The following is a 24,409-nucleotide window of genomic DNA, read 5'->3' as shown; positions in this document are numbered from 1 at the left end:
CGTGGTCACCACAGTGCTGCCGATGCTGACGCCAGCACCCGGCCAAACACTTCGAGCGCCTTGTCCACGTCAGCCTCGGTGCTGAAACGGCCGAGGCTCAAGCGCACACTGTTGCGTGCCTGGCGTTCATCCAGCCCCAGTGCCAGCAGCACATGCGAGGCAGCGTTGCTCGCCGAGTTGCAGGCCGAGGTGGTCGACAAGGCCAATTCGCTGGCCAGCGCCGTGCTGTTGAAGCCCTTGCTGTCGATGCACAGGTTCAAGGTATGGGGAATACGTTGCTTGGCGCAGCCATTCAGGGTAACGCCGGGCATGGCCAGCAGGCCTGTGCGCAGGCGTCTTGCCAATTGCTCAAGGCGCTGGTACTCGCTGTCGCCGGGTTGGCCGGCCAAGGCAAAGGCGCTGCCCATGCCAGCGATCTGATGGGTCGCCAGGGTGCCGGAACGCAAGCCTTGCTCATGGCCGCCGCCGTGCATCTGGGCACGCATCAGCGCGCGAGCGCGTGGCCCCACATACAGCGCACCGATGCCCTTGGGCCCGTAGACCTTGTGTGCCGAAAAAGACATCAGGTCCACGGCCATCGTATGCAGGTCGATTGCCAGCTTGCCCGCAGCCTGCGCGGCATCCACGTGCAGCAGGGCACCGTGGGCACGCACCTGCTCGCCGATCGCGGCAAAGTCGGTGACCGTACCCAGTTCGTTGTTGACCGCCATCAGCGATACCAGGCGGGTGTCAGCGCGCAACGCTGCCTGTACGCTTGCGGGCTGGATCAGGCCGGCGGCATCCGCCGCCAGGCGAGTAACGGCCCAGCCTTGGCGCTCCAGTTCGGCCACGGTGTCGAGCACGGCCTTGTGTTCCAGCTGGCTGGTGATCAGGTGTCCGGGCTGGCCGATGCCTTGGGCAATACCCTTGAGCGCCAGGTTGTTGGACTCGGTCGCCCCCGATGTCCACACCAGATGCTCGGGTTGCGCACCGATGCACTCGGCCACTTGCTGACGGGCCTGCTCTACGGCGTGACGTGCAGCTTGGCCGAAGGCGTGCCCGCTGGACGCCGGGTTGCCGAAGTTGGCCTGGCTTCCCAGGCAGGCGAGCATGGTTTCGATGACCCGGTCGTCAACCGGGGTTGTGGCGGCGTAATCGAAGTAGAGTGGGGCGCTAGGCATTGAGGCGGGTCCGTGTCAGTGGCCGTGAAATCGGCAATCATTGACGTAAGCGTACCCGCCAGCAGCGCGATATTTTTCACTTCCTTTGGTTCGATTCTCGATGCTTATAGAAAAAAATTCTCTTTCTAAGACATTGCATGGAATTTTCTACTTTTTTGGGTGAGGTGCCATAAATGGCCCCTCGCCAGCTTTTTCAGGCGGGCTCCAGCGCCTTCTCTTCCTCGGCCACCACGCGCTCGCACAATTCGGTGATCTGTTCGCGCATCCAGCGGTTGGCCGGGTCCTGGTCGGTGCTTTCATGCCAGTACAGGTGCGTTTCCAGTGCAGGCACCTCCACCGGCAGCGCCTGATAACGCAACTGATGGCGACGGGCGAAGCGCTCGGGAACCGTCATGGCCATGTCGGTCTGCTGCAACACCTGCGACGCCATGAGGTAGTGTTGCGAACGCAGGGCGACCTTGCGTTGCACACCCATCTTGCCCAGCGCCAGGTCGACGTAACCCAGGCCGTTGCGTCGGCTGGAAATATGGATATGGGTCATGCCCAGGTAGCTGTCGAGGGTCAGCTTGCTGTCGGCCAGCGGGTGGCCCTGGCGCAGGGCGCAGACATAGCGGTCCTGCATCAGTTTGATGTGGCGCACCTGCGGGTCGGTGTTCAGTGGCGCGTCGATGGCAAAGTCCAGGCGGCCGGCCGCGAGTTCCTTGGTGGTCTCGCGGCGCTTGCACAGGAAACTCTCGATCATTACCGCCGGCGCCAGGCGGCGCAGGCGCTGGAACAGCGGCGGCAAGATGACCGCTTCGGTCAGGTCGGTCATGCTGATGCGGAAGGTCTTGTTTGCCTGCTGCGGATTGAACGTGCGGCTTTCCTGCACCGAGGTCCGCAGCAGCGCCAGTGCGTTGCGCACCGGGCCGATGATGTTCTGCGCCATGGGTGTGGGCACCATGCCTTGCGCGGTGCGCACGAACAGCGGGTCATTGAAGGTTTCGCGCAGACGCGACAGGGCATTGGACACTGCCGGCTGAGTAATGCCGACGATCTGCCCGGCGCGGGTCAGGTTGGCTTCGGTGTAGATCGCATCGAACACGATGAACAGGTTGAGGTCGACCTTGCTGAGGTTCATGGGCGCCGCTCTTTGTTGGAGTTATCGGTCGATCATATATCGGTTATGAATGTTTATACACGCGGAAAATAGACTAGGTGGATGGAGCAATGCTGCTCTAGGCTCTGCTCCACGTACTCCGAACTGTGAAGGTAGCCCTGATGGATTTCGCCTATTCACCCAAGGTCCAGGCACTGCGCGAGCGTGTCACTGCGTTCATGGACGCCCATGTCTACCCTGCCGAAGCCGTGTTCGAGCGCCAGGTCGCCGAGGGTGACCGCTGGCAGCCCACTGCAATCATGGAGGAACTCAAGGCCAAGGCCCGCGCCGAAGGGCTGTGGAACCTGTTCTTGCCAGAGTCGGAATACGGCGCCGGCCTGAGCAACCTGGAGTACGCACCGCTGGCAGAGATCATGGGCCGCTCGTTGCTCGGGCCGGAGCCGTTCAACTGCTCGGCGCCGGACACCGGCAACATGGAAGTGCTGGTGCGCTATGGCAGCGAGGCACAGAAACGCCAGTGGCTGGAGCCGCTGCTACGCGGCGAGATCCGCTCGGCGTTTGCCATGACCGAACCGGACGTGGCCTCCTCGGACGCCACCAACATGGCTGCTACCGCCATACGGGACGGTGACGAGTGGGTAATCAACGGCCGCAAGTGGTGGACTTCCGGCGCCTGCGACCCGCGCTGCAAGGTCATGATCTTCATGGGCCTGTCCGACCCTGAAGGCCCACGCCACCAGCAGCATTCCATGGTGCTGGTGCCGACCGACACGCCGGGCGTGAAGATTGTCCGCCCGCTGCCGGTGTTCGGTTATGACGATGCGCCCCATGGTCATGCCGAAGTCCTTTTCGAGAATGTGCGGGTTCCGTACGAAAACGTGATCCTTGGCGAAGGCCGCGGCTTCGAAATTGCCCAGGGCCGACTGGGCCCAGGCCGTATCCACCACTGCATGCGCTCGATCGGCATGGCCGAGCGCGCGCTGGAGCTGATGTGCAAGCGCTCGGTGGAGCGCACTGCCTTTGGTCGGCCACTGGCACGCTTGGGCGGCAACGTCGACAAGATCGCCGACTCGCGCATGGAAATCGACATGGCCCGACTGCTGACGCTCAAAGCGGCCTACATGATGGACACCGTCGGCAACAAGGTGGCTCGTAGCGAGATCGCCCAGATCAAGGTGGTGGCGCCGAACGTGGCCTTGAACGTGATCGACCGGGCTATCCAGATACATGGCGGGGCAGGGGTAAGCGGCGATTTCCCGCTGGCCTACATGTATGCCATGCAGCGCACCCTGCGCCTGGCTGACGGGCCGGATGAAGTGCACCGGGCGGCGATTGGCAAGTACGAAATTGGCAAGTATGTGCCGGTGGAGATGTTGCGTAGCGGGCGGTGAACGCGTCAGCCTGCCCCGGCCCATTCGCGGGTGAACCCGCGCCTGCAGTGATTGCGCAAAGTCCTGCAACTTGTAGGACGTATCTGAATTTTGGCTGATGCCACTTGTATCTCCCTTGCTGGTGATAGGTTTCCAACCTGAGTCAAGTACAGGGAGTTCATATATGCGCGTCAATCTAGAGGGAAAAGGTCAGGCGGTAGATGGCGATATCACCACAACGGGTGCTGTCTGTATTGCGACCGGGGCCGGCTACCTAGATGAAGGCCGAATGGTGCTCCGTGAAGGCGACCACACCACGCCATGCCCTCTTTGTGGGCAGGCGGGAACTGTCGCCGAAGGTGTGGATCACTTTATTTCAGATGGCCAGCGGGTGGCTATGGATGGTGCGTTGGTTGTCTGTGGCTGTTCGCCGGGCACCAACCGGGTAGTCGCGCCCTTGTATGAGGCTCCGCCGTCCATGCACTCCATTGCAGGGCGTGCCAATACCCACGCTGCCGAGCTGTCACCCACCTTCAACCCCGAGCGCTTCTCCCAACCGGTAATAGGTGCACTGCCTGGCACGCTGGAGCCTGGCTTCTACGTGGTTCCACGACGCATGTCGTTTCCCCAGATACTGCTTCAACTGGCCGGTCACGATTCCACGTTGCCGATCTCACGGTTACAGCGGCTCAACCCCACGTATGCGCAAGGGTTCAAAGCTGGGGAAATTTTCGTTATCGGTGATCCTGACAATGGAAATGCCTGCACGCGCGAAGAGGGAGAGCTTATGGCGGCGGCGCAGCATGCGCGGCGTGCGCTGGAAGCACTCGACTACGTCGAAGCGGATTTCATGATGCAGCACCAGGCCGAAATCGCCGGCTTGCTCAGCAACGCCAGTCTGTCCATGGGCGTGGGCAAGGACATGCTGGATCAAGGCTTGAAACAAGTAAGCAATACCTTGACCAGCATCGAGCAATTGCACCAGCGTGAGTTCATGCACAATGGCCATTTGAATAGTCCGGGTTTCTTCGCCGAGCGCAGGCGGTTGTTGCAGCAACTGGATGGCCAGTTGAAAGCGGCTTTGCTTAATAAGCAACTGAATCTGGGGAGCTATGAGCGGCTGAAGAAGAGCTTGCGTATCTCTACCAAGAGCCTGGTGCACCATTGGTCGAAAGCGGGCGGACCGGGGCAAATTCCGGGGTATGCGACACATCTTGAGAAGGTGGCGCGGTTAAGTAAGTACCTTCAATACGGAGGGTATGCAGCGATTGGGCTGGGCGGGACCTCGTCTTATCTGAAAGTAAAAGAAGTCTGTCGGGCCGGGGAGACTCGTGCTTGTCGAAAGGTTCGGTTTACTGAAGCGGGAAATTTTGCAGGAGGTCTAACGGGAGGGTTGGTAGGCGCCTCTGGTGGAGGTGCTGCAGCAGCTGCGTTATGCGGTATTTTTGCGGTGGGTACCGGTGGGTTTGGTGCAGTGTGCGGGATTGCGATCGTTGGCGCCGCCTCTTCTGCAAGCGCTATTGGTATTGGCGCCCTCGGAGAGCGGACCGGTGAATTCCTTCATGAGGTGACTGATGATTGACTTTGACAATTGGTCCCCATTGTTGCAAATAGTATTCCTGAGTGCGCCTTTCGTCCTGGGCCTTGCGGGGATCGCTATCAATGTGAAAATTGCTTTGTCGAGTGATTTTGATGTCGCCCTTTCAGCGATCACGAGCAACCCCTATCTTGAGCAGATGAAACCCGTATGGGGCGGACGAAACCTAAGGCATCGATGCCTACTGATGAGTACAGTAAGCGCTTTGGTCACATTCCCAAGGCTACATTTACGCCTCGGATGGTTGAACGAAGCGGAGCTTGACAATTTCCCCCCAAAGTTGAGGCGAGATATGGGAGCAGCCCTTTGGCTGATCTTGATTGCCTCACTTTGGGGAGCGGTTGGTTACTTCATCATCAAGCAATGATTGCAACTCAGACCCGCAACTGTGGGTCATTCTTCTTTTGTCCCGTTGTTTTCTTATCGTTAGCTGCTTTTTCTATCGTCTTTTCGTCTTTATTCAACGTCTGCCCCCGCGTCTTGATCAACGAAATCACCACCCCACCCAGCAACAACCCGAATGTCACGCCCAGTGACAGCAGCGCCGGCACCTTGCCCACCATGCCGTGGTAGAAAATCTTGCAGCCAATGAAGATCAACACCAGTGCCAGTGCGTACTTGAGGTAGACGAACCGGTGCATCAGCGCCGCCAGCGCGAAATACAGCGAGCGCAAGCCGAGGATGGCGAAGATGTTGGAGGTGTAGACGATGAACGGGTCCTGGGTGATGGCGAAGATCGCCGGCACGCTGTCGACGGCAAACACCAGGTCGGCCAGTTCGATCAGTACCAGTGCCAGAAACAGCGGGGTGGCATAACGCAGCGCCTTGCTGTGCCCGGCCGGGGTGTGGCGTACGAAGAAGTGCGAGCCATGGATCTGGTCGGTAACCCGCATGTGCCGCCGCACGAACTTGAGGATCGGGTTGTTGGCCAGGTCCGGGCGGCTGTCTTCCTTCGACAGCGCCATTTTCACCCCGGTAAACAGCAAGAAGGCACCAAAGATGTACAGCACCCAGGCAAAGTTCTGTACCAGCGCCGCGCCCACGCCGATCATGATGGCCCGCAGGAACACCACGCCCAGGATACCCCAGAACAGCACGCGGTGCTGGTAGCGGCGGGGGATGGCGAAGTAGCTGAAGATCATCGCCATGACGAACACGTTGTCCATCGACAGCGACTGTTCGACCAGGAAACCGGTGTAGAACTCCAGCGCAGACTGCGCACCCAACTGGTACCAGACCCCCGCGCCGAACAGCACACCGACACTGAAATAGCCCGAATACAGCAGCAGGCTCTCGCGCATTTCAATTTCCCGGTCGTGGCGGTGCAGCACGCCCAGGTCGAGCACCAGCAAACCGATGACGATGGCCATGAACACCAGCCACAACCAGGCGCTGGTACCGAGGACAGGTGTTGTGAGGAATGCTTGCAGAGCTGTCATGAGCCCCTCCTTGAATGTCGACGTTGCATGGCAACAGTGATCCGACATGGCGGCTTGGCAGCCGTCAGAGGGGCCCGGTATCACATGAGCTTGAGCCTAGACCCGTTTGCCAGTGGTGCCGAATGGGTAGCTGTTACATTTCTTTGCCAGTGCAGCGCTCAAGCCCGCAATCCTTTGCTCAGCCCTTTCCCTTCTATTAAATAACCCCGGTTATAGCCAAAACCAATCGAAAGCATGAGCTTTGCCAATGAGCCTTCAGCGGGATGATTAGTTAGGATTCTATCCATCAACTGATTCCAACCCCATGAAGGAGCGTCTCTCATGCCAATCATCAACAGCCAGGTCAAACCCTTCAACGCCACCGCCTACCACAAAGGCGAGTTCGTTCAGGTCAGCGAAGCCGATCTGAAAGGCAAGTGGTCTGTCGTGTTCTTCTACCCGGCCGACTTCACCTTCGTTTGCCCGACCGAGCTGGGTGACCTTGCTGACAACTACGCCGAGTTCCAGAAGCTGGGCGTGGAAATTTACGGTGTTTCCACCGATACCCACTTCACTCACAAAGCCTGGCACGACACTTCCGACACCATCGGGAAGATCCAATACCCGCTGATCGGTGACCCGACTCACGTCATTTCGCGCAACTTCGACGTGCTGATCGAAGAAGCCGGCCTGGCCGACCGCGGTACCTTCGTGATCAACCCGGAAGGCCAGATCAAGATTGTCGAGCTGAACGACGGTGGTGTAGGCCGTGATGCTGCCGAACTGCTGCGTAAGGTCAAGGCTGCCCAGTACGTTGCCGCTCACCCAGGCGAAGTGTGCCCGGCCAAGTGGAAAGAAGGCGAAGCCACTCTGGCGCCGTCGCTGGACCTCGTAGGCAAGATCTAAGGTCATGCCCATAACGCGGGCGGTAAGCAGCCGCCAAAGCTGAAATACCTACCGCCCCGTCAAACGCCCGGGCGACCTCGCCTGGGCGTTTTTGTATCCGAGTTTTGAAAAAGGAATCGCCCGTATGTTGGACGCCACGCTTAAATCGCAACTGAAAACCTACCTGGAGCGGGTCACCCAGCCGATCGAGATCGTTGCCTCCCTCGACGACGGCGCGAAGTCCCGCGAATTGCACGACCTGCTGGTGGAAATTGCCGGCCTGTCGAACCTCATTACCTTCAGCGCGGACGGTACCGATGCCCGTCGCCCTTCGTTCTCGCTGAACCGCCCGGGTGCCGATATCAGCCTGCGTTTCGCCGGCATCCCCATGGGCCACGAGTTCACCTCGTTGGTGCTGGCGCTGCTGCAAGTCGGCGGCCATCCGTCAAAGGCCAGTGCCGAAGTGATCGAGCAGATCCAGGCCCTGGAAGGTGAATTCAACTTCGAAACCTACTTCTCGCTGTCGTGCCAGAACTGCCCGGACGTGGTCCAGGCGTTGAACCTGATGGCGGTACTCAACCCCAACGTGCGGCATGTTGCCATCGACGGTGCGCTGTTCCAGGACGAAGTGGAATCGCGCAAGATCATGGCGGTACCGAGTATCTACCTGAACGGTGAAGTGTTTGGTCAGGGCCGTATGGGCCTGGAAGAAATCCTTGGCAAGATCGACACCAACGCCGGCGCCCGCCAGGCCGAGAAGATCAACGCCAAGGATGCCTTTGACGTGCTGGTTATCGGTGGTGGCCCCGCTGGCGCCGCTGCTGCCATCTACGCTGCCCGCAAGGGCATCCGCACCGGTGTTGCCGCCGAGCGCTTCGGCGGCCAGGTGCTGGACACACTGGCCATCGAGAACTTTATCTCGGTGCAGGAAACCGAAGGGCCGAAGCTGGCCACGGCGCTGGAAGAGCACGTCAAACAGTACGACGTCGACATCATGAACCTGCAGCGCGGTGAAGCGCTGATTCCTGCTGCCGAGGGCGGTCTGCACGAAGTGCGTTTGGCGGGGGGCGCTTCGCTGAAGGCCAAGACTGTAATCCTGGCCACCGGCGCCCGCTGGCGCGAAATGAACGTGCCAGGTGAGCAGGAGTACCGCAGCCGCGGCGTGGCCTACTGCCCGCACTGTGACGGCCCGCTGTTCAAGGGTAAACGCGTGGCGGTGATTGGCGGCGGCAACTCGGGTGTGGAGGCGGCCATCGACCTGGCCGGTATCGTCGCCCAGGTGACGCTGATCGAGTTCGACAGCCAGCTGCGTGCCGATGCGGTGTTGCAACGCAAGCTGCACAGCCTGCCGAACGTCAACGTGATCACCAGCGCGCTGACCACCGAGGTGCTGGGCAATGGCGAGAAGGTGACCGGCCTGCGCTACAAGGACCGCACCACGGATGAACAGCACGAAGTGGCACTGGAAGGCATCTTCGTGCAGATTGGCCTGTTGCCCAATACTGACTGGCTGAAGGGCACCGTCGAGCTGTCGCCGCGTGGCGAAATCATTGTCGACGCCAAGGGCCAGACCAGCATCCCCGGTGTGTTTGCCGCCGGTGACGTGACTACCGTGCCGTACAAGCAGATTGTCATTGCGGTGGGTGAGGGGGCCAAGGCATCGCTGGCGGCCTTTGACCACCTGATTCGGACTTCGGCACCGGCGTAAGCCTGTACCGGCCCTTTCGCGGCTAAAGCCGCTCTCGCAGGACTGCGCAGTTGTTGAAACTGTGAAAATCCCTGTAGGAGCGGGTTTACCCGCGAAGAGGCCGGCCCTGCTGGCCAATTTCCACCCGCCGTTCACCGTTGCCGCTGCGACCGTATTCGCGGGTAAACCCGCTCCTACACAGATTGGTGGTGGACACACATCGGGAATTGGACACAGACCGCTGTAGGAGCGGGTTTACCCGCGAAAGGGCCGGTTCAAGCAAAGCAGCACCTGAAGATGTCTATGCTTACAGCAGACCTCTCAGGAACCACACCCATGACCCTGATCAGCCGCGAACCCTGGTGGCTAGTCCCCCCAAAGCCCGGGGAGCAAGAGCAGGACCTGCACTGGGGCTACCTGGAAATCTACGCCGACGGTCGCGCTGTGTTCGTCGACCAGCGCCCCACTGACCGGGAACTGGCCGAGCGCAAGAGCTGCCGCAATTTCCCCGACCCCGAACCGTGACGGCTCAGCCTTCCAGTTCGGCCAGGCGCGCTTCCAGCGCCGCAATGCGGGCTTCGAGGGCTTCGATGCGGTCTTCTGACACACTGCCGCCACTGTTGCGCGCGCCGCCTTCCTGTTGGCGTGCAGCGAGAATCGCCTCGATTTCCGCCGGGTCGCCCAAGGCATGGGTGTAGCGGTCTTCACGCTGGCCGGCCTGACGTGGCAGGTGCAAAGCCAGGTCCCGCGAGATCAGGCGCTCCAGCTGATGCTGGATCTGCTCGGTGTCGTCAAAGTCGTGCAGGCGGTTGCTACGGGTCAGCAGTTCGTTGAGGGTTTGCGGGCCCCGCAGGAACATCAGGCCCATCAACACCAACTGTGCTGGCACCAGCTCCAGTGCCTTGTCTACCCGATGTTCCCAGCGGTCGGCACGGCTGCCCATCTGCAGGCGGGTCATGCCCTGACCTTCGAGGGCGCGCAGCGCCTGGCCGACCTGGCCTTGGGTGAGGTTCATCACCGGCTCGCGGCTGGTCTTCTGGTTGCAGGCCAGGACCAGGGCATTGAGGGTCAGCGGGTAGCTTTCCGGGCTGGTGGCCTGCTTTTCGATCAGCGAGCCGAGAACGCGGATCTCGATGCTGTTGAAGCGGCCTTCACCTGCGGTTTCGTGTTCTGACATGGCCCTGTCTCGTGGCTGGGGAAAGGCCACTAGGGTAGGTAATGCCATCGAGTAAGGCAATTGGGGCCGCAATGCGGCCCCGGCGCGCTTAGCCGTTACGCCGCTCTTCAGCCTGACACGCCGCCGCAGTGAACAGCACATCGGTCGAAGAGTTCAGCGCCGTTTCGGCCGAATCCTGCAACACGCCAATGATGAAGCCCACCGCCACTACCTGCATGGCAATTTCGCTTGGGATGCCAAACAGGCTGCACGCCAGCGGAATCAGCAGCAGCGAACCCCCGGCCACGCCCGAGGCGCCGCAGGCGCACACTGCCGCCACCACGCTGAGCAGCACGGCAGTTGGCAGGTCTACCTGGATACCCAGGGTATGCACTGCGGCCAGGGTCAGCACGGTAATGGTGGTTGCCGCGCCGGCCATGTTGATGGTTGCGCCCAGCGGGATCGACACCGAGTAAGTGTCTTCATGCAGGCCGAGGCGTTCCGACAATGCCATGTTGACAGGGATGTTGGCGGCCGAGCTGCGGGTGAAGAACGCAGTAATGCCGCTTTCACGCAGGCACAGCAGCGTCAGTGGGTAGGGGTTGCGGCGGATCTTCCAGAACACGATCAGCGGGTTCATCACCAGCGCCACGAACAGCATGCAGCCAATCAGTACCGCCAGCAGGTGCAGGTAGCCGAGCAGGGCGTCCAGGCCAGACTGTGCCAGGGTGGAGCTGACCAGGCCAAAAATGCCCAGCGGGGCGAAGCGGATGACCATGCGCACGATCAGGGTGACGCCATTGGACAGGTCTGCGACCACGGTGCGGGTGGTTTCGCCGGCATGGCGCAGGGCCACGCCCAGGCCGACGGCCCAGGTCAGCACGCCGATGAAGTTGGCATTGAGCAGGGCATTGACCGGGTTGTCTACCGCGCTCAGCAGCAGGTTCTGCATTACCTCGGCGATGCCGCCTGGCGCGCTCAGCGTGGCTTCGCTGGTGCTTAGCGCCAGGTGCGAGGGGAACAGCATGCTGGCAACCACGGCCACCACTGCAGCGGCAAAGGTGCCCAGCAGGTACAGCCAGAGGATCGGGCGAATGTGGATTTCCTGGCCGTGACGATGGTTGGCGACCGAAGCCATGACCAGGATGAACACCAGCACAGGCGCAACCGCCTTCAGGGCACTGACGAACACCTTGCCAAGAAAGGCCAGGTCACGGGCGATGGCAGGTGCCAGCAGGGCGAGGGCGATACCGGCGAGCAAGCCGATGACGATCTGGGTCACCAGGCTGGTGCGGTTGAGGAGGCGGAGAAAAGGGGTCATGTGCAGCGGTATCTCGGAATCTGGAAAGGGCGGACTTTACCATAGAGCACCTATGGCGCATGCCGGGCTGTGTTCGTAGTCAATCAGGCTTTTACGGCTACCAGTGAAACAACTCCCGCCGCGCCCCCTCGGTAATCGCCACGATCCCTGGGTGCTTGACCTTGCGCTCCACCGAAATGGCATAGAACGATTCGTGCACGGCTTCGGTCTGCCCGATCAGTTGCACGCCATACTGACGGCACACCTCTTCGGCGATTACGCTGGGAGCAACGAAAATGCCGCTGCCCGATTGACCGAACGCTTGCATCAAGGCACTGTCATCGAACTCCCCCACGATCCGTGGTTGCACCTGCTGCTCGCCCAGCCACCGCAGCAGGCGGCTGCGTACCACGGTCTCCTGGCCGGGAACAAGCAGCGGAGCATCCTGCAGACACGCTGGAAAAGGACCGTCCAGCCGTTGTACCAGCGCCGGTGTGGCGAAGAAGCTCAGCCCGCACTCGCCCAGCTTCTGGCTGTAGCCCTTGATGTCCAGGTGGTTGGGCATGGGGCTGTCGGAAATCACCAGGTCCAGGCGCTGGATAGCCAGGTCTGCCAGTAACCGCTCAAGTTTGTCCTCGCGGCAGTTGATGCGCAGCACCTCCTCCAGATCCATGGTCGGTGCCAGCAGGCGGTAGACAATGGATTTGGGCACCACGTCAGCCACCCCCACACGAAACAGGATCTGCTCCTGAGGGCCGGCGCGCAGCATGGCTTCAAGCTCGCTGCCAATCTGAAACATCTGTTCTGCATACACCAGGGCCTGGCGGCCGGTTTCGGTCAGTTCCAGCTGCCGGCCGGCGCGCTGGAACAGTTCCAGGCCGTAGGTTTGCTCGAACAGGGTGATCTGCCCGCTGATGGTTTGCGGTGTGAGGTTCAGCTGTTGGCTGGCGCGGGTGATGCTGCCCGTCTTGGCCACGGCCCAGAAGTAATGCAGCTGGCGATAGTTAAGCACCGTCGGTCGTTCCGATTCGTAAAAACCGAAGTATATGCCATGAAAATACGAATTTTCCTGAACTATTGCCGTCTCTAGAATGCACGGCTACCAGGCGCCATGCGCCGCCGGGTTATTTCAAGCGAGGACACCATGCTGCAATTCAAATCCATTGGCACCCCGTTGGTGCTGGCTTTGGCCCTGTTCACCCTGGCAGGCTGCGACCAGGCCGAGAAATCCGCCCAGCAGATGCTCGACCAGGCGGCGCAGTCGGCCAAGCAGGCCATCGACGACACCAACAAGGCTGCCCAGCAGGCGCTGAGCGAAGCCATCGGCAGCGAAGGGCACAAGCCCAAGGATGCCGAGAAGAAAGAAGAAACCCAGGAAATCTGACCCCAACCGACGCTGCAGGATTTGAACAATGGAATATTTGCTGGAACTCGCCGCTAGCCCGACCGCCTGGGTTGCCCTGGCTACGCTGGTGGCCATGGAAATTGTACTGGGCATCGACAACCTGATCTTCATCTCGATCCTGACCAACAAATTGCCGGTGGAGTACCGCTCCAAGGCGCGGCGTATCGGTATCAGCATGGCCTTGGTCATGCGGCTGGCCTTGCTCAGCACCGTGGCCTGGATCGTTCAGCTGACCGACCCGGTGTTCGAAGTGTTCGGCAACACCTTCTCGTGGAAGGATGTGATCCTGATTGCCGGTGGTCTGTTCCTGCTGTGGAAGGCGACCAAGGAGATTCACGAAAACGTCGACCCGCATGGCGCCAAGGAGGAAGCCAAAGTCTCCTCCACGGTTACCCTGGGCTTTGCTGCGGCGATCTTCCAGATCCTGCTGCTGGATATCGTCTTCTCGGTCGACAGCATCATCACCGCCGTGGGCATGACCGAGCACCTGCCTATCATGATTATCGCCGTTATCACTGCTGTGATCGTGATGATGGTGGCAGCCGATCCGCTGGCCAATTTCATCAACGACAACCCGACTGTGGTCATGCTGGCGCTGGGTTTCCTCATCATGATCGGCATGACGCTGATCGCCGAAGGCTTCGGCGCCCATGTACCCAAGGGCTATGTGTATGCCGCCATGGCGTTCTCGACGGCTATCGAGGTCCTCAACATCCTGGCCCGCCGGGCGCGTTTGAAGCGTGAAGCGGCTGAAGGTTGATGTAAAAAAGGCGTTTTGCGCCCCCCCTCACGGACAAGCCCGCTCTTACAGGTACCTCGCGTCCCACTGGCATTGCGAAATACCTGTGCAGCGGGCTTGTCCGTGAGTGGGCTTCAGAAAATCCTGAGGTTAGCTCACCCCGGCATGCCGCCGCGCCCGTGATACCGGCTGTGGCCTTGGCGGGGCCTGCGGTGGCAGGTGGTGATGGTGTGCATGACGCCGCACGATACGCAGTACACCCCACAGCATGGCGGCTGCGACGCTTAGCCACATGCCTACCAGCATGAGTATTGCCATGGTCAGGCTCATCTGTGCCTCCATCTCTACGGCAAGCGCTTGATTGGCCCGCGTTTACCTTCCAGACACTGCTTTAGTCTAGCCCTTCGCCTGTGACGTTCCATCGAACAATGGTCGATCTCTAGTGCCGATTCGCTCCAAGGCGCTGTCGGACTATACCCGCGCGGCTGTCGGACCTATGATCGGTGGCCAGAGCCGGGCGCTGCCTGCCTGGCGTTGGAACAAGCGAGTGTCCATGGAGCAACATTCCTTCAAGGCTGCCCCCCGACGGCTACTGGCCGCCTGTCTGCTGGCTGCCACCCTGGCCGGCTGCGCCAGCGCACCGCCCGGTAACCTCAAGGGCCTGCCGCAGCGGGTCGAAATCAGCAGCGTGCCGTTCTACCGTGGCAACGCCAACCACAGCGGGGCCATGGCGCTGGCGGCAGTGCTGTCGCAGCAGGGGGCGCCTATTACGCCGGGCTTGCTGGATAAGCCGCTGAACCTGCCTCAGGGCGCCGAAACGCTGGATACCGCTATTCCCCGTGTGGCGCGGGACTACGGCAGGGTGGTGTACCCGCTGGACAAGCAACTGGACGCGCTGTTGACCCAAGTGGCGGCGGGCAACCCGGTGCTGCTGCGTTACGAGGAAGGTTCGGCCTGGTGGAGCGAGCCGCGCTATGCGGTGTTGATGGGGTATGACCGTTACAAGCAGCGGGTGCTGCTGCGCTCGGGCATGCACCGGCGGCAGATGATGGCATTCGATGACTTTGCATCGGCGTGGGCAAAGCAGGGGAGTTGGGCGGTGCTGGTGCAGCCACCTCGGCAACTGCCGGCTCAGGTTGATCGCCAGCGGTGGTTGCATGCTGCGGATGAACTGGCCAAGGCGGGGCAAGAGATTGCGGCGAAGCAGGCGGTAAATAGCCTGAACAAATAGCGCTGCCAGTGCCTGCCCCTTCGCAGGTAAGCCCGCGCCCACACGGACTGTGCAATAGCACAAATCCTGTGGGCGCGGGCTTGCCTGAATCAGAAGCCCAGGCGGTCGCGCAGGCTGTAGTACCAGGCACCGATGGCGCTGAAGGGTACGCGCAGCATCTGGCCACCCGGGAACGGGTAGTGCGGCAGGCCGGCAAAGGCGTCGAAGCGCTCTGCCTGGCCGCGCAGGGCCTCGGCCAGTACCTTGCCCGCCAGGTGGGTATAGGTCACGCCGTGGCCCGAGCAACCCTGCGAGTAGTAGATGTTGTCGCCGATCCGGCCAACCTGTGGCAGGCGCGACAGGGTCAGCAGGAAGTTACCGGTCCAGGCGTAGTCGATCTTCACGTTCTTCAGCTGCGGGAAGGCCTTGAGCATTTTCGGGCGGATGATCGCCTCGATGTTGGCCGGGTCACGCGCGCCGTACACCACGCCGCCACCGAAAATCAGGCGCTTGTCGCTGGTCAGGCGGTAGTAGTCGAGCAGATAGTTGCAATCCTCGACGCAGTAGTCCTGCGGCAGCAGGGTGCGTGCCAGTTCTTCGCCCAGTGGCTCGGTGGTGATCACCTGCGTGCCGCATGGCATGGACTTGGCGGCCAGCTCGGGTACCAGGTTGCCCAGGTAGGCGTTGCCGGCAACGATGATGAACTTGGCGCGGACCTTGCCCTGCGGGGTATGCACGACCGGGTTGGCGCCACGCTCGATGCGCACGGCCGGGGTTTGCTCATAGATGATGCCACCCAGCGACTCGACCGCGGCAGCTTCGCCCAGGGCCAGGTTCAGCGGGTGGATGTGGCCGCCGCTCATGTCGAGCATGCCGCCAATGTAGCTGTCGCAGGCAACTACTTCGCGGATGCGCTTCTGGTCCATCAGCTCCAGCTGATTATGGCCAAAGCGTTCCCACAGGCGCTTTTGCGATTCCAGGTGGCCCATCTGCTTGCTGGTAAGGGCGGCGAATACGCCACCATCTTTCAGGTCGCACTGAATGTTGTACTTGGCCACGCGCTCACGAATGATGCGCCCGCCCTCGAAGGCCATGTGGCCCAGCAGTTGTGCCTGCTTGGGGCCAACGGTGCGTTCGATGACATCAATGTCGCGGCTGTAGCTGTTGACGATCTGGCCGCCGTTGCGGCCCGATGCGCCAAAGCCGACCTTGGCCGCTTCGACGATGCTTACCTTGAAGCCGTTCTCCAGAAGGAACAGGGCGCTGGACAGGCCGGTGTAGCCGGCACCGATGATGCACACATCGGTTTCCACCTCACCCTGCAGCGCCGGACGTGGCGGCACCGGGTTGGCCGAGGCGGCGTAGTAGGACTGGGGGTAGGGGGTGTTAGCCATGCTGCAGGAACCTCGTGTTTTATATTTTTAACGAATGTACCGATGCTATCAATAATAATAAACACCCGCTAGTCGTCTGGTGAAAATCCTTTACGGGGCCCCCCTCAGTCAGCCTCTCTATAAAGAGTTTAAGATTCAGTAGGTTAGCGCGAAAAAAAGTGTTGACAGGGTTTTTGTAATGCGTAGAATGCGCACCACACGACAGGCACATAGCTCAGTTGGTTAGAGCACCACCTTGACATGGTGGGGGTCGTTGGTTCGAGTCCAATTGTGCCTACCAAATCGAAAAAGGGGTGATCCGAAAGGGTCACCCCTTTTTTCATTGTCCATTGCCATGCGGGTCGAAAACCGCGGTATGGGCACGAAGCGCTTGCATGCGAAAGTTTTTGATTTTTCTCAAAAAAAAGCTTTACAGGTACGCGTCGGATCACTAATATGCGCACCACACGACAGGCACATAGCTCAGTTGGTTAGAGCACCACCTTGACATGGTGGGGGTCGTTGGTTCGAGTCCAATTGTGCCTACCAAATCGAAAAAGGGCGATCAGAAATGATCGCCCTTTTTGCATTTGCGCCCGAAGCAGCGTGTAACGTTTGGTCGCGGTTCGGGCATACCCCGGCGTGCTAGAATCCGCCCCTTCGAATCTGGAGGTACACGCGTGCGCAAACTGGCTGTGGTAATGGCAGTGCTCGCCCTGGCGGGCTGTGAGAACGAGGTCGAAGGCGTGCACAAGCAGGTGGCCGAACACCTGCACAACCCCAAGACCGCCAAGTTCGGCAACGTGCGGATCGACACCCAGGGCACCATCTGCGGTCAGGTCCGCGGCAAGGACGATGCCGGGCAGTACGAAGCCTACCGCAGCTACGTGGCGATCAAGCGCGATGGCCAATACGACATCATCGTCGACGATACCGGCAATAACCTGCGTATCCGCGAGCTTTGCGGCGGCGCCGACCTGCAGCGGCGTGCCGAGGCCCTGGCAGGCCAGCCGGCGCCCCAGGGTTGGGATGTGGAAGTGGTGCAGGGCGCCAACATGGGGGCGCTCAGCGACATGACGGCGCGCCTGATCGAAAAGGGCATCCCGTCTTCGGTGGAGTACCGCGACGGCAAGCCGGTGGTGCTGCTGGGGCCGTTCCCCACCCGCGAAGAGGCGCAAGCGCGCAGGGACGAAGTGATGGCCAAGCTGGGTACCGATTCGGTGGTCATCCAGCACGGCGCATCACGCTAGGGTCTGTTTTCAACGCGGCATGAACAAGTATCAAGGCTTTTCCTGCAGAGCCTAAGCCTGGGCAGAGGCTCCGCCGCCAAGGCTTGTGTCAGGCGCCTTTCACACAAGTTTGGCTATGCTTGGGTGGGTAGCTGCCAAACGGGGAGGGCCTCATGTCTACACTGGAGCGGGCCATTGCCGTGGCCGCCAGGGCGCATGAAGGGCAATACGATAAGGGTGGGGCGGCTTATATCCTCCACCCGTTACGCGTGATGATGCGGGTTTCCACACCTGAACAGCGGATTGTGGCGGTGCTTCACGATGTGATTGAAGACACCCCGCTGACCCTGTCCGACCTGGCGCGTGAGGGCTTCGCGCTGAAAATCCTGGCCGCGTTGCTGGCGCTTAGCCGCCGCGAGGGCGAACCTTACCAGGATTTCGTGGCGCGCCTGGGCGGTGATCCGTTGGCGCGCACCGTCAAGCTGGCCGATCTGGCCGACAATAGTGACCTCTCGCGCATCCCCTGCCCGGGCCCTGCCGACCTGGCGCGGCTGGCTCGTTACCGGGAAGCCAGCGCCTACTTGCAAGCGCTGGCTTAAGGGTCAACCGCACGCCTTGAGGTTGACCGGCCCCACGAACGCGTTTCCCCGCCCCATCACGCAGGCGACCTGTTGGTTGCGTTGCCGCTCCCAGGCTTGCGGCGGGTAGGTCTTGTTCCAGGCTTCGAACAACTGGCGGTCCTGTTTGGACAGACGCAGGTTGTACTGCTTGCTCATGTAGAAGTAGGTGCGGGCGATCATGCCGCGGATCGATGGGCGCGGCATCACTTTCCTGGCCTTGAAATCGACCTGGGTCAGGCAGCGGCCATACTGGCCGCGTTGCTCCGGCAGCCAGCCGAAACTGAAGTTGCTGCGGTCGCCGTTGACCTCGCCGATGCTTGGCACCAGGTTGTGCAGGTCGGCTTCGGCGCGTTTGTACACTTCGTCATGCTGCGAGCACTGCTTGCGCCCGCCACTCTGCCAGCATTGGCGCTGATGGCCGATCTGCCAGGCGGGTACGATGTGTTCCCATTCGATGCGCGAGGCGCGCCGGGCATTCTTGCGTGGGGTATAGCCGCATGACGCCAGGTCGACCTTGTTGCCCTTGTATTTGCACCCGCAATAGAACTCGGTCGATTGCGGTGCATAGAGCTTCCAGGCGACCTTCTTGGCCTCCTGGAAGGTGCGCGGGGCGTCGGCTTGAGCAAACGGAGTGGTCAGTAACAGGCAAGCGGCTGCGAAAAGCGAAACTCTCATGCGCAGTCAGTCTTCCTTTGGTACGGTCCAGAAAATCTGCACGCCGCCATCGTCACGGTGGGCGAGGGTGACGTTGTCGTTCTCGGCAATCTCCTGAAGCAGGGTTTCCCAGTCATCCGGGCTTTCCTGTTCCAGGCGGAAGATCAGCGCCGCGCGGCTGCGCTGGGCGGTGGGGCTGTTGATGATCTTCTGGATGCGTACACCCAGCTGTTCATAGCTGCTCGGGGTGGCGGAGGCGGTGCTGGACACAGGAATTTCCTTGTTTTTGCTGTATGCACGTACAGTATTTCACTGTAAGTAAATTCGCAACAGCTTGTCAGGAGAAATCCAGCGTTGGCCTGTAAACCATCAGGCAGGTCAGAAAGGTAAGCGATGTCGCCGGTTTTTTACCCTCAGTGTCTGTGCGGTTCAGGAGAGGGCATTGAGGCCCTCAGAGCCGGCGCACCGGCACTGAGGGGGGAGCACTCAGTATTCCCAGAAGATGCGCTGCAGCTCCTTGCTGTCCTGGGTCTTGGTCATTGCCACCATCGCCAGGATCCGCGCCTTCTGCGGGTTCAGGTCGTGAGCCACGACCCAGTCGTTTTTGTCATCCGGCTGTTCGGCGTTGCGCAGTACGAAACCACCCTGGTTGACATGCGACGAGCGGATGATCTGCACGCCGTTCTTGCGCAGTTCCTGCAGCGCCGGGACTACCCGCGACGATACCGAACCGTTGCCGGTACCGGCATGGATCAGCGCCTTGGCGCCGTTCTGCGCCAGCGCCTTGTAGGCGGTGTCGGTGACGTTGCCATAGCCATAGGCAATGTCCACCTGCGGCAGGCTGCTGATCTGCTTGATGTCGAACTCGGAATTGACCGTATGGCGCTTGGCCGGCAGGCGGAACCAGTACGATTTGCCTTCCACTACCATGCCCATCGGGCCCCAGGCGCTCTTGAAGGCTTCGGTCTTGATGTTGACCGCCTTGCTCACGTCGCGGCCGGACTGGATCTCGTCGTTCATGGTCACCAGCACGCCTTTGCCACGCGACTGTTTGTCGCTGGCTACGGCCACGGCGTTGTACAGGTTGAGCATGCCGTCGGCGGACATGGCGGTACCCGGGCGCATCGAGCCGACCACCACGATTGGCTTGTCGGTCTTCTCTACCAGGTTGAGGAAGTAGGCGGTTTCTTCGAGGGTGTCGGTGCCGTGGGTGATGACGATACCGTCGACGTCCTTGCTTTCGGCCAGCTCGGCGACGCGCTTGCCCAGTTTCAGCAGGTCGTCGTTGCTGATGCTCTCGGAGGCGATCTGCATCACTTGTTCGCCGCGTACGTTGGCGATGTCGGCCAGTTCTGGCACGCCGGCGATGAGCTTGTCGACGCCCAGCTTGGCAGCCTGGTAAGTGGCGCTGTTGGCAGCGCTGGCACCGGCGCCGGCAATGGTGCCGCCGGTGGCGAGGATGACCACGTTGGCCAGCTTTTGTTGGGTTTCGGCTTCCTTGGCCGAGGCGCTGGTTGGCAGGATCAGCAGCAGGGCGAGTGCGCTGGGGGCGAAGGTTTTCAGTGCGGCATTCATCGTTATTGTTCTCGCTTCCTAGTGAGATAGTTATTGAGTCGCGCTCGGCTACAGGCACTTTTCGTACCAAGGCACCACGCGCTGCCTGGGTGGGAGCGGCCGTGCGTTGCAATGGGCTGCTTGGCAGCCCCGGCAATGGGTGGTGTTGCACCGAACCCGGGGCCGCTGCGCGACCCTTTCATTACCAAGCGCTACGGCTGAGAAAGGGGGATTTCATTCGTAATTCCGAACAAAAAAAGGAAAAGGCGTTCGGTTTTTCGGAAAAGCCTGCATAATCGGCCTCAGCAGCACTCTGGCCTCCGATAGCCAAACGGATTTGACAAACAACGGTCCTGTTACCATAGTTGGTCAACGCAAACGTTTGCGATCCGATAAAAAACACAAGATTCGGAGTCATCGTCCATGAAGCTGCCGTTCCCCGGTCGTCTGCTGGCCCTCGCTGTCATTTCCTCGCTTAGCCTCGCCTTGCCATTGTCTGCTGCCCACGCCGAAGACAAGCCCAAAGTCGCCCTTGTCATGAAGTCGCTGGCCAACGAATTCTTCCGCACCATGGAAGACGGCGCCAAGGACTACCAGAAGAGCCATGCCGACGAGTTCGACCTGATCGCCAACGGCATCAAGAACGAAACCGACACTGGCGAGCAGATCCGCATCGTCGAGCAGATGGTCAATGCCGGCGCCAAGGCCCTGGTCATTGCTCCGGCTGACTCGAAGGCACTTGTGTCGGCGGTGAAGAAGGCCATGGACCAGGGGGTGGTGGTGATCAATATCGACAACCGTCTGGACCCTGATCTGCTCAAGAGCAAAGGCATCAGCGTTCCTTTCGTCGGCCCCGACAACCGCAAGGGCGCGCGTCTGGTTGGCGATTACCTGGCCAGCCAGAAGCTCAAGGCCGGTGACCAGGTGGGCATTATCGAAGGGGTGCCGACTACCACCAATGCCCAGCAGCGCACCGCCGGTTTCAAGGACGCCATGAATGCCGCGCAGATGAACATCGTCTCGGTGCAAAGCGGCAATTGGGAGATCGACAAAGGCAACGCCGTCGCTGCCTCCATGCTCAACGAATACCCTGACCTGAAGGCCTTGCTGGCTGGCAACGACAGCATGGCCCTGGGCGCTGTGTCCGCCGTGCGTGCCGCTGGCAAGACCGGCCAGGTGCAAGTGGTGGGCTATGACAACATCAATGCCATCAAGCCAATGCTTGCAGACGGTCGCGTGCTTGCCACCCTCGACCAGGCCGCCAGCCAGCAGGCGGTGTACGGCATTCAGGCGGCGCTGAAAATGGTCAAGGGCGAAAAGCCTGATGTGGATGCCGACAACGTCATCCAGACCCCGGTCGAACTCATCACCAAGAAGCCCTGATGCTGCCAGGAGAATCGGCCATGCCTGCATCGGCCAATGAAGTGGTGCTCGCCGCCAGCGGCCTGGGCAAGACCTACGCCCAGCCCGTGCTCGGCGAGGTCAGCCTGAACCTGCGCGCCGGTGAAGTGCTGGCCCTGACCGGCGAGAACGGCGCTGGCAAGAGCACGTTGTCCAAGCTCATCGGTGGCCTGGAGCTGCCCACCACCGGGCACATGACCTACCGCGGCCAGGCCTACGCGCCCGGCAGTCGCAGTGAGGCCGAACGCCTAGGTGTGCGCATGGTCATGCAGGAGTTGAACCTGCTGCCGACGCTGACTGTGGCGGAGAACCTGTTTCTCGACAACTTGCCCAGCCGCTTTGGCTGGATCAGCCACAAGCGCCTGCGCCAACTGGCAATGGCCGCCATGGCCCGGGTCGGGCTCGACGCCATCGACCCGGACACCCCGGTCGGCGAGCTGGGCATCGGCCATCAGCAGATGGTCGAGATTGCCCGCAACCTGATCGGTGACTGCCATGTACTGATCCTGGACGAACCCACGGCCATGCTCACTGCGCGCGAGGTGGAGTTGCTGTTCACCCAGATCGAGCGCCTGCGTGCGCGTGGCGTGGCCATCGTTTATATCTCGCATCGCCTGGAAGAGTTGCAGCGCGTGGCGCAACGCATCGTTGTACTGCGCGATGGCAAACTGGTGTGCGACGAGCCGATCCAGCGCTACAGCAGCGCCGAACTGGTCAACCTGATGGTCGGCCGCGAGCTGGGCGAGCATATCGACCTGGGCCGGCGGCAGATAGGTGCACCGCTGCTCAAGGTTGACAAGTTGTGCCGCGGCGACAAGGTGCGCGAGGTGTCGTTCGAAGTCAGGGCAGGGGAAATTTTTGGCATCTCCGGTCTGATCGGCGCCGGCCGTACCGAGCTGTTGCGCCTGATCTACGGTGCCGATCGCGCCGACAGCGGCTGTATCGCGCTGGGCCAACCGCCGCAGGCGGTAAACATCGACTCGCCCAAGGCTGCAGTGCGGGCCGGCATCGCGCTGATAACCGAAGACCGCAAAGGCGAGGGCCTGCTGTTGACGCAGTCGATCAGCGCCAACATTGCGTTGGGCAACCTGGGCGCGGTATCGCGCGCCGGTGTGCTCGATAGCGAAGCGGAAAAGGCCTTGGCCGAACGCCAGATCCAGGCCATGCGCATTCGCAGTGCTGGCGCGCAGCAAGTGGTGGGCGAGCTGTCTGGCGGTAACCAGCAGAAGGTGGTAATTGGCCGCTGGCTGGAGCGCGATTGCCAGGTGCTGCTGTTCGACGAACCCACGCGTGGCATCGATGTGGGCGCCAAGTTCGACATCTATGGCCTGCTGGCCGAGCTGGCGCGTCAAGGCAAGGCCTTGGTGGTGGTGTCCAGTGACCTGCGCGAACTGATGCTGATTTGCGACCGCATCGCCGTGCTGTCCGCCGGCCGCCTGATCGACACCTTCGCGCGTGATCATTGGAGCCAGGACCAGTTGCTTGCCGCCGCCTTCGCCGGTTATCAGAAACGTGACGCACTGCTGCATGATGCAGCCCCCAGGATGGATGCATGAAAACCACCCCGCTAAACAACCAGGGCGCCGCCCCCATGCGCCGCAGCGGTACGTACTTTGGCCTGGGCACCTACCTGGGCCTGGCTGGCGCCTTGCTGGCGATGATCGTGCTGTTCTCGTTCCTCAGCAGCCACTTCTGGTCGTATGGCACCTTCAGCACGCTGGCCAACCAGATCCCGGACCTGATGGTGCTGGCGGTGGGCATGACCTTTGTGCTGATCATCGGCGGCATCGACCTGTCGGTGGGTTCGGTGCTGGCGCTGGCCGCCTCGACGGTGAGCGTGGCGATACTCGGCTGGGGCTGGGGCGTGCTGCCCTCGGCGCTGCTGGGCATGGCTGTGGCCGCATTGACCGGCAGCATTACCGGTGGCGTCACCGTGGCCTGGCGCATCCCGTCGTTCATCGTTTCGCTTGGTGTGCTGGAGATGGCCCGTGGCCTGGCCTACCAGTTCACCGACTCGCGCACCGCCTATATCGGCGACGCCTATGCCTGGTTCTCCAACCCGGTCGCCTTTGGTGTTTCGCCGGCGTTCATCATCGCCTTGTTGGTGATCGTGCTCGCCCAGTTGGTCCTGACGCGTACGGTGTTCGGTCGTTACCTGATCGGTATCGGCACCAACGAAGAGGCCGTGCGCCTGGCCGGTATCGATCCGCGCCCCTACAAAGTGCTGGTGTTCGCCCTGATGGGCCTGCTCGCCGGCCTGGCCGCGCTGTTCCAGATCTCGCGCCTGGAAGCGGCCGACCCCAATGCTGGCTCTGGCCTGGAGCTGCAGGTCATTGCTGCCGTCGTGATCGGCGGCACTAGCCTGATGGGTGGGCGTGGCTCGGTCATCAGCACCTTCTTTGGCGTACTGATCATTTCCGTATTGGCCGCCGGGCTGGCGCAGATCGGTGCCAGCGAGCCGACCAAACGCATCATCACCGGGGCGGTGATCGTCATCGCCGTGGTGCTCGACACTTACCGTAGCCGGCGTGCAGGCCGGCGGAACTGACAAC

At 61.2% G+C, this 24,409-nt stretch carries 25 protein-coding genes and 2 tRNA genes; 16 read left to right on the top strand and 11 right to left on the bottom strand.

The features are described from left to right. Nucleotides 1-5 precede the first annotated feature (5 nt). Together ACE4QZ_RS16690 and ACE4QZ_RS16685 are read right to left on the bottom strand one after the other, a co-directional pair. On the bottom strand, nucleotides 6-1,160 hold the full coding sequence (locus tag ACE4QZ_RS16690) for a cysteine desulfurase family protein (protein WP_028697910.1): 1,155 nt from the start codon (nucleotides 1,158-1,160) through the stop codon (nucleotides 6-8). A 193-nt stretch (nucleotides 1,161-1,353) separates the two neighbouring features. Further along, entirely contained in the window at nucleotides 1,354-2,280 is a 927-nt protein-coding gene (locus ACE4QZ_RS16685) for a LysR family transcriptional regulator (protein WP_021782796.1), read from the bottom strand. 140 nt (nucleotides 2,281-2,420) lie between these two features. Between ACE4QZ_RS16685 and ACE4QZ_RS16680 the strand changes: the two genes are divergently transcribed. The 3 genes from ACE4QZ_RS16680 to ACE4QZ_RS16670 all read left to right on the top strand — a co-directional run bounded on the left by ACE4QZ_RS16680 (nucleotide 2,421) and on the right by ACE4QZ_RS16670 (nucleotide 5,593). After that, nucleotides 2,421-3,650, top strand: a complete 1,230-nt coding sequence (locus tag ACE4QZ_RS16680) for an acyl-CoA dehydrogenase (RefSeq protein WP_020192828.1) — start codon at nucleotides 2,421-2,423, stop codon at nucleotides 3,648-3,650. Between the two features lie 163 nt (nucleotides 3,651-3,813). Next, nucleotides 3,814-5,211 (top strand): PAAR domain-containing protein, encoded by a 1,398-nt coding sequence (locus ACE4QZ_RS16675; protein WP_021782795.1) that lies wholly within the window; start codon nucleotides 3,814-3,816, stop codon nucleotides 5,209-5,211. After that, nucleotides 5,204-5,593, top strand: coding sequence for a hypothetical protein (locus ACE4QZ_RS16670; protein WP_021782794.1), 390 nt, complete (start codon nucleotides 5,204-5,206; stop codon nucleotides 5,591-5,593). Before ACE4QZ_RS16675 ends, ACE4QZ_RS16670 begins: the two co-directional genes overlap by 8 nt. Nucleotides 5,594-5,600: 7 nt before the next feature. On the opposite strand, the gene ACE4QZ_RS16665 is transcribed toward ACE4QZ_RS16670, so the two are convergent. Beyond that, nucleotides 5,601-6,665, bottom strand: coding sequence for a TerC family protein (locus tag ACE4QZ_RS16665; RefSeq protein WP_028697912.1), 1,065 nt, complete (start codon nucleotides 6,663-6,665; stop codon nucleotides 5,601-5,603). 321 nt (nucleotides 6,666-6,986) lie between these two features. On the opposite strand from ACE4QZ_RS16665, the gene ahpC reads away from it, so the two are divergent. The 3 genes from ahpC (at nucleotide 6,987) to ACE4QZ_RS16650 (ending at nucleotide 9,741) form a co-directional block, all read left to right on the top strand. Next, complete coding sequence (ahpC, locus tag ACE4QZ_RS16660; protein ID WP_004375926.1) at nucleotides 6,987-7,550, top strand: alkyl hydroperoxide reductase subunit C; 564 nt, start codon at nucleotides 6,987-6,989, stop codon at nucleotides 7,548-7,550. A gap of 124 nt (nucleotides 7,551-7,674) precedes the next feature. Continuing rightward, nucleotides 7,675-9,237, top strand: a complete 1,563-nt coding sequence (gene ahpF, locus ACE4QZ_RS16655; RefSeq protein ID WP_021782792.1) for an alkyl hydroperoxide reductase subunit F — start codon at nucleotides 7,675-7,677, stop codon at nucleotides 9,235-9,237. 315 nt (nucleotides 9,238-9,552) lie between these two features. Then, nucleotides 9,553-9,741, top strand: coding sequence for a hypothetical protein (locus ACE4QZ_RS16650; RefSeq protein WP_021782791.1), 189 nt, complete (start codon nucleotides 9,553-9,555; stop codon nucleotides 9,739-9,741). 4 nt (nucleotides 9,742-9,745) lie between these two features. Here ACE4QZ_RS16650 and ACE4QZ_RS16645 read toward each other — a convergent pair whose 3' ends face one another. The 3 genes from ACE4QZ_RS16645 to nhaR all read right to left on the bottom strand — a co-directional run bounded on the left by ACE4QZ_RS16645 (nucleotide 9,746) and on the right by nhaR (nucleotide 12,684). Further along, nucleotides 9,746-10,393 (bottom strand): YceH family protein, encoded by a 648-nt coding sequence (locus ACE4QZ_RS16645; RefSeq protein WP_021782790.1) that lies wholly within the window; start codon nucleotides 10,391-10,393, stop codon nucleotides 9,746-9,748. 88 nt (nucleotides 10,394-10,481) lie between these two features. Then, a complete protein-coding gene (sstT, locus tag ACE4QZ_RS16640; RefSeq protein WP_021782789.1) occupies nucleotides 10,482-11,693 on the bottom strand; it encodes a serine/threonine transporter SstT in 1,212 nt (403 codons plus the stop codon). Nucleotides 11,694-11,790: 97 nt separating this feature from the next. Then, the gene (gene nhaR, locus ACE4QZ_RS16635; protein ID WP_021782788.1) at nucleotides 11,791-12,684 is read right to left on the bottom strand and encodes a transcriptional activator NhaR; all 894 of its coding nucleotides are present in this window, start codon (nucleotides 12,682-12,684) and stop codon (nucleotides 11,791-11,793) included. Nucleotides 12,685-12,816: 132 nt separating this feature from the next. Between nhaR and ACE4QZ_RS16630 the strand changes: the two genes are divergently transcribed. Continuing rightward, the gene (locus tag ACE4QZ_RS16630; RefSeq protein WP_021782787.1) at nucleotides 12,817-13,056 is read left to right on the top strand and encodes a hypothetical protein; all 240 of its coding nucleotides are present in this window, start codon (nucleotides 12,817-12,819) and stop codon (nucleotides 13,054-13,056) included. Nucleotides 13,057-13,084: 28 nt separating this feature from the next. Continuing rightward, nucleotides 13,085-13,837, top strand: coding sequence for a TerC family protein (locus ACE4QZ_RS16625; RefSeq protein WP_021782786.1), 753 nt, complete (start codon nucleotides 13,085-13,087; stop codon nucleotides 13,835-13,837). Nucleotides 13,838-13,966: 129 nt separating this feature from the next. Here ACE4QZ_RS16625 and ACE4QZ_RS16620 read toward each other — a convergent pair whose 3' ends face one another. After that, on the bottom strand, nucleotides 13,967-14,146 hold the full coding sequence (locus tag ACE4QZ_RS16620) for a hypothetical protein (protein WP_021782785.1): 180 nt from the start codon (nucleotides 14,144-14,146) through the stop codon (nucleotides 13,967-13,969). Nucleotides 14,147-14,312: 166 nt separating this feature from the next. Here ACE4QZ_RS16620 and ACE4QZ_RS16615 point away from each other — a divergent pair, with 166 nt between their 5' ends. Beyond that, a complete protein-coding gene (locus ACE4QZ_RS16615) occupies nucleotides 14,313-15,047 on the top strand; it encodes a peptidase C39 family protein (RefSeq protein ID WP_021782784.1) in 735 nt (244 codons plus the stop codon). Nucleotides 15,048-15,136: 89 nt separating this feature from the next. Here the strand turns inward: ACE4QZ_RS16615 and ACE4QZ_RS16610 are convergent, their stop codons facing one another. Further along, nucleotides 15,137-16,420: an NAD(P)/FAD-dependent oxidoreductase gene (locus tag ACE4QZ_RS16610; RefSeq protein WP_003250557.1), complete on the bottom strand. Its 1,284-nt coding sequence runs from the start codon at nucleotides 16,418-16,420 to the stop codon at nucleotides 15,137-15,139. A 203-nt stretch (nucleotides 16,421-16,623) separates the two neighbouring features. Here ACE4QZ_RS16610 and ACE4QZ_RS16605 point away from each other — a divergent pair. The 4 genes from ACE4QZ_RS16605 to ACE4QZ_RS16590 all read left to right on the top strand — a co-directional run bounded on the left by ACE4QZ_RS16605 (nucleotide 16,624) and on the right by ACE4QZ_RS16590 (nucleotide 18,227). Beyond that, nucleotides 16,624-16,700, top strand: a tRNA-Val gene (locus tag ACE4QZ_RS16605). A gap of 171 nt (nucleotides 16,701-16,871) precedes the next feature. Then, nucleotides 16,872-16,948 (top strand) — tRNA-Val (locus ACE4QZ_RS16600). 131 nt (nucleotides 16,949-17,079) lie between these two features. Continuing rightward, nucleotides 17,080-17,649: an SPOR domain-containing protein gene (locus ACE4QZ_RS16595; RefSeq protein WP_021782783.1), complete on the top strand. Its 570-nt coding sequence runs from the start codon at nucleotides 17,080-17,082 to the stop codon at nucleotides 17,647-17,649. A 152-nt stretch (nucleotides 17,650-17,801) separates the two neighbouring features. Then, nucleotides 17,802-18,227, top strand: a complete 426-nt coding sequence (locus ACE4QZ_RS16590) for a bifunctional (p)ppGpp synthetase/guanosine-3',5'-bis(diphosphate) 3'-pyrophosphohydrolase (RefSeq protein ID WP_021782782.1) — start codon at nucleotides 17,802-17,804, stop codon at nucleotides 18,225-18,227. Between the two features lie 3 nt (nucleotides 18,228-18,230). Here ACE4QZ_RS16590 and ACE4QZ_RS16585 read toward each other — a convergent pair whose 3' ends face one another. The 3 genes from ACE4QZ_RS16585 to ACE4QZ_RS16575 all read right to left on the bottom strand — a co-directional run bounded on the left by ACE4QZ_RS16585 (nucleotide 18,231) and on the right by ACE4QZ_RS16575 (nucleotide 20,477). Beyond that, complete coding sequence (locus ACE4QZ_RS16585; RefSeq protein WP_021782781.1) at nucleotides 18,231-18,923, bottom strand: endonuclease; 693 nt, start codon at nucleotides 18,921-18,923, stop codon at nucleotides 18,231-18,233. A 6-nt stretch (nucleotides 18,924-18,929) separates the two neighbouring features. Next, nucleotides 18,930-19,172 (bottom strand): DUF1654 domain-containing protein, encoded by a 243-nt coding sequence (locus tag ACE4QZ_RS16580; protein ID WP_004574330.1) that lies wholly within the window; start codon nucleotides 19,170-19,172, stop codon nucleotides 18,930-18,932. 216 nt (nucleotides 19,173-19,388) lie between these two features. Then, on the bottom strand, nucleotides 19,389-20,477 hold the full coding sequence (locus ACE4QZ_RS16575; protein WP_021782780.1) for an asparaginase: 1,089 nt from the start codon (nucleotides 20,475-20,477) through the stop codon (nucleotides 19,389-19,391). A gap of 402 nt (nucleotides 20,478-20,879) precedes the next feature. On the opposite strand from ACE4QZ_RS16575, the gene ACE4QZ_RS16570 reads away from it, so the two are divergent. Genes ACE4QZ_RS16570 through ACE4QZ_RS16560 form a run of 3 tightly spaced genes read left to right on the top strand, consistent with a single transcriptional unit; the run spans nucleotide 20,880 to nucleotide 24,405 of the window. Continuing rightward, nucleotides 20,880-21,839: a sugar ABC transporter substrate-binding protein gene (locus ACE4QZ_RS16570; protein ID WP_021782779.1), complete on the top strand. Its 960-nt coding sequence runs from the start codon at nucleotides 20,880-20,882 to the stop codon at nucleotides 21,837-21,839. 20 nt (nucleotides 21,840-21,859) lie between these two features. Then, on the top strand, nucleotides 21,860-23,413 hold the full coding sequence (locus ACE4QZ_RS16565) for a sugar ABC transporter ATP-binding protein (protein ID WP_021782778.1): 1,554 nt from the start codon (nucleotides 21,860-21,862) through the stop codon (nucleotides 23,411-23,413). Further along, entirely contained in the window at nucleotides 23,410-24,405 is a 996-nt protein-coding gene (locus ACE4QZ_RS16560) for an ABC transporter permease (protein WP_084850569.1), read from the top strand. Before ACE4QZ_RS16565 ends, ACE4QZ_RS16560 begins: the two co-directional genes overlap by 4 nt. The last annotated feature ends 4 nt before the right edge of the window (nucleotides 24,406-24,409 follow it).

Source organism: Pseudomonas sp. DCA-1, from assembly GCF_046523955.1.
Classification (GTDB): Bacteria; Pseudomonadota; Gammaproteobacteria; order Pseudomonadales; family Pseudomonadaceae; genus Aquipseudomonas; species Aquipseudomonas putida_Y.
The sequence above is the reverse complement of the archived record's forward strand: the minus strand, read 5'-3'. Positions and strand labels throughout refer to the sequence as shown.

What these genes read in the sequence shown, in the direction of transcription:
- ACE4QZ_RS16690 (WP_028697910.1), bottom strand. Translation starts at nt 1,160, where the DNA reads ATGCCTAGCGCCCCACTCTACTTCGATTACGCCGCCACAACCCCGGTT.
- ACE4QZ_RS16685 (WP_021782796.1), bottom strand. Translation starts at nt 2,280, where the DNA reads ATGAACCTCAGCAAGGTCGACCTCAACCTGTTCATCGTGTTCGATGCG.
- ACE4QZ_RS16680 (WP_020192828.1), top strand. Translation starts at nt 2,421, where the DNA reads ATGGATTTCGCCTATTCACCCAAGGTCCAGGCACTGCGCGAGCGTGTC.
- ACE4QZ_RS16675 (WP_021782795.1), top strand. Translation starts at nt 3,814, where the DNA reads ATGCGCGTCAATCTAGAGGGAAAAGGTCAGGCGGTAGATGGCGATATC.
- ACE4QZ_RS16670 (WP_021782794.1), top strand. Translation starts at nt 5,204, where the DNA reads ATGATTGACTTTGACAATTGGTCCCCATTGTTGCAAATAGTATTCCTG.
- ACE4QZ_RS16665 (WP_028697912.1), bottom strand. Translation starts at nt 6,665, where the DNA reads ATGACAGCTCTGCAAGCATTCCTCACAACACCTGTCCTCGGTACCAGC.
- ahpC (WP_004375926.1), top strand. Translation starts at nt 6,987, where the DNA reads ATGCCAATCATCAACAGCCAGGTCAAACCCTTCAACGCCACCGCCTAC.
- ahpF (WP_021782792.1), top strand. Translation starts at nt 7,675, where the DNA reads ATGTTGGACGCCACGCTTAAATCGCAACTGAAAACCTACCTGGAGCGG.
- ACE4QZ_RS16650 (WP_021782791.1), top strand. Translation starts at nt 9,553, where the DNA reads ATGACCCTGATCAGCCGCGAACCCTGGTGGCTAGTCCCCCCAAAGCCC.
- ACE4QZ_RS16645 (WP_021782790.1), bottom strand. Translation starts at nt 10,393, where the DNA reads ATGTCAGAACACGAAACCGCAGGTGAAGGCCGCTTCAACAGCATCGAG.
- sstT (WP_021782789.1), bottom strand. Translation starts at nt 11,693, where the DNA reads ATGACCCCTTTTCTCCGCCTCCTCAACCGCACCAGCCTGGTGACCCAG.
- ACE4QZ_RS16630 (WP_021782787.1), top strand. Translation starts at nt 12,817, where the DNA reads ATGCTGCAATTCAAATCCATTGGCACCCCGTTGGTGCTGGCTTTGGCC.
- ACE4QZ_RS16625 (WP_021782786.1), top strand. Translation starts at nt 13,085, where the DNA reads ATGGAATATTTGCTGGAACTCGCCGCTAGCCCGACCGCCTGGGTTGCC.
- ACE4QZ_RS16620 (WP_021782785.1), bottom strand. Translation starts at nt 14,146, where the DNA reads ATGAGCCTGACCATGGCAATACTCATGCTGGTAGGCATGTGGCTAAGC.
- ACE4QZ_RS16615 (WP_021782784.1), top strand. Translation starts at nt 14,313, where the DNA reads ATGATCGGTGGCCAGAGCCGGGCGCTGCCTGCCTGGCGTTGGAACAAG.
- ACE4QZ_RS16610 (WP_003250557.1), bottom strand. Translation starts at nt 16,420, where the DNA reads ATGGCTAACACCCCCTACCCCCAGTCCTACTACGCCGCCTCGGCCAAC.
- ACE4QZ_RS16590 (WP_021782782.1), top strand. Translation starts at nt 17,802, where the DNA reads ATGTCTACACTGGAGCGGGCCATTGCCGTGGCCGCCAGGGCGCATGAA.
- ACE4QZ_RS16585 (WP_021782781.1), bottom strand. Translation starts at nt 18,923, where the DNA reads ATGAGAGTTTCGCTTTTCGCAGCCGCTTGCCTGTTACTGACCACTCCG.
- ACE4QZ_RS16575 (WP_021782780.1), bottom strand. Translation starts at nt 20,477, where the DNA reads ATGAATGCCGCACTGAAAACCTTCGCCCCCAGCGCACTCGCCCTGCTG.
- ACE4QZ_RS16570 (WP_021782779.1), top strand. Translation starts at nt 20,880, where the DNA reads ATGAAGCTGCCGTTCCCCGGTCGTCTGCTGGCCCTCGCTGTCATTTCC.
- ACE4QZ_RS16565 (WP_021782778.1), top strand. Translation starts at nt 21,860, where the DNA reads ATGCCTGCATCGGCCAATGAAGTGGTGCTCGCCGCCAGCGGCCTGGGC.
- ACE4QZ_RS16560 (WP_084850569.1), top strand. Translation starts at nt 23,410, where the DNA reads ATGAAAACCACCCCGCTAAACAACCAGGGCGCCGCCCCCATGCGCCGC.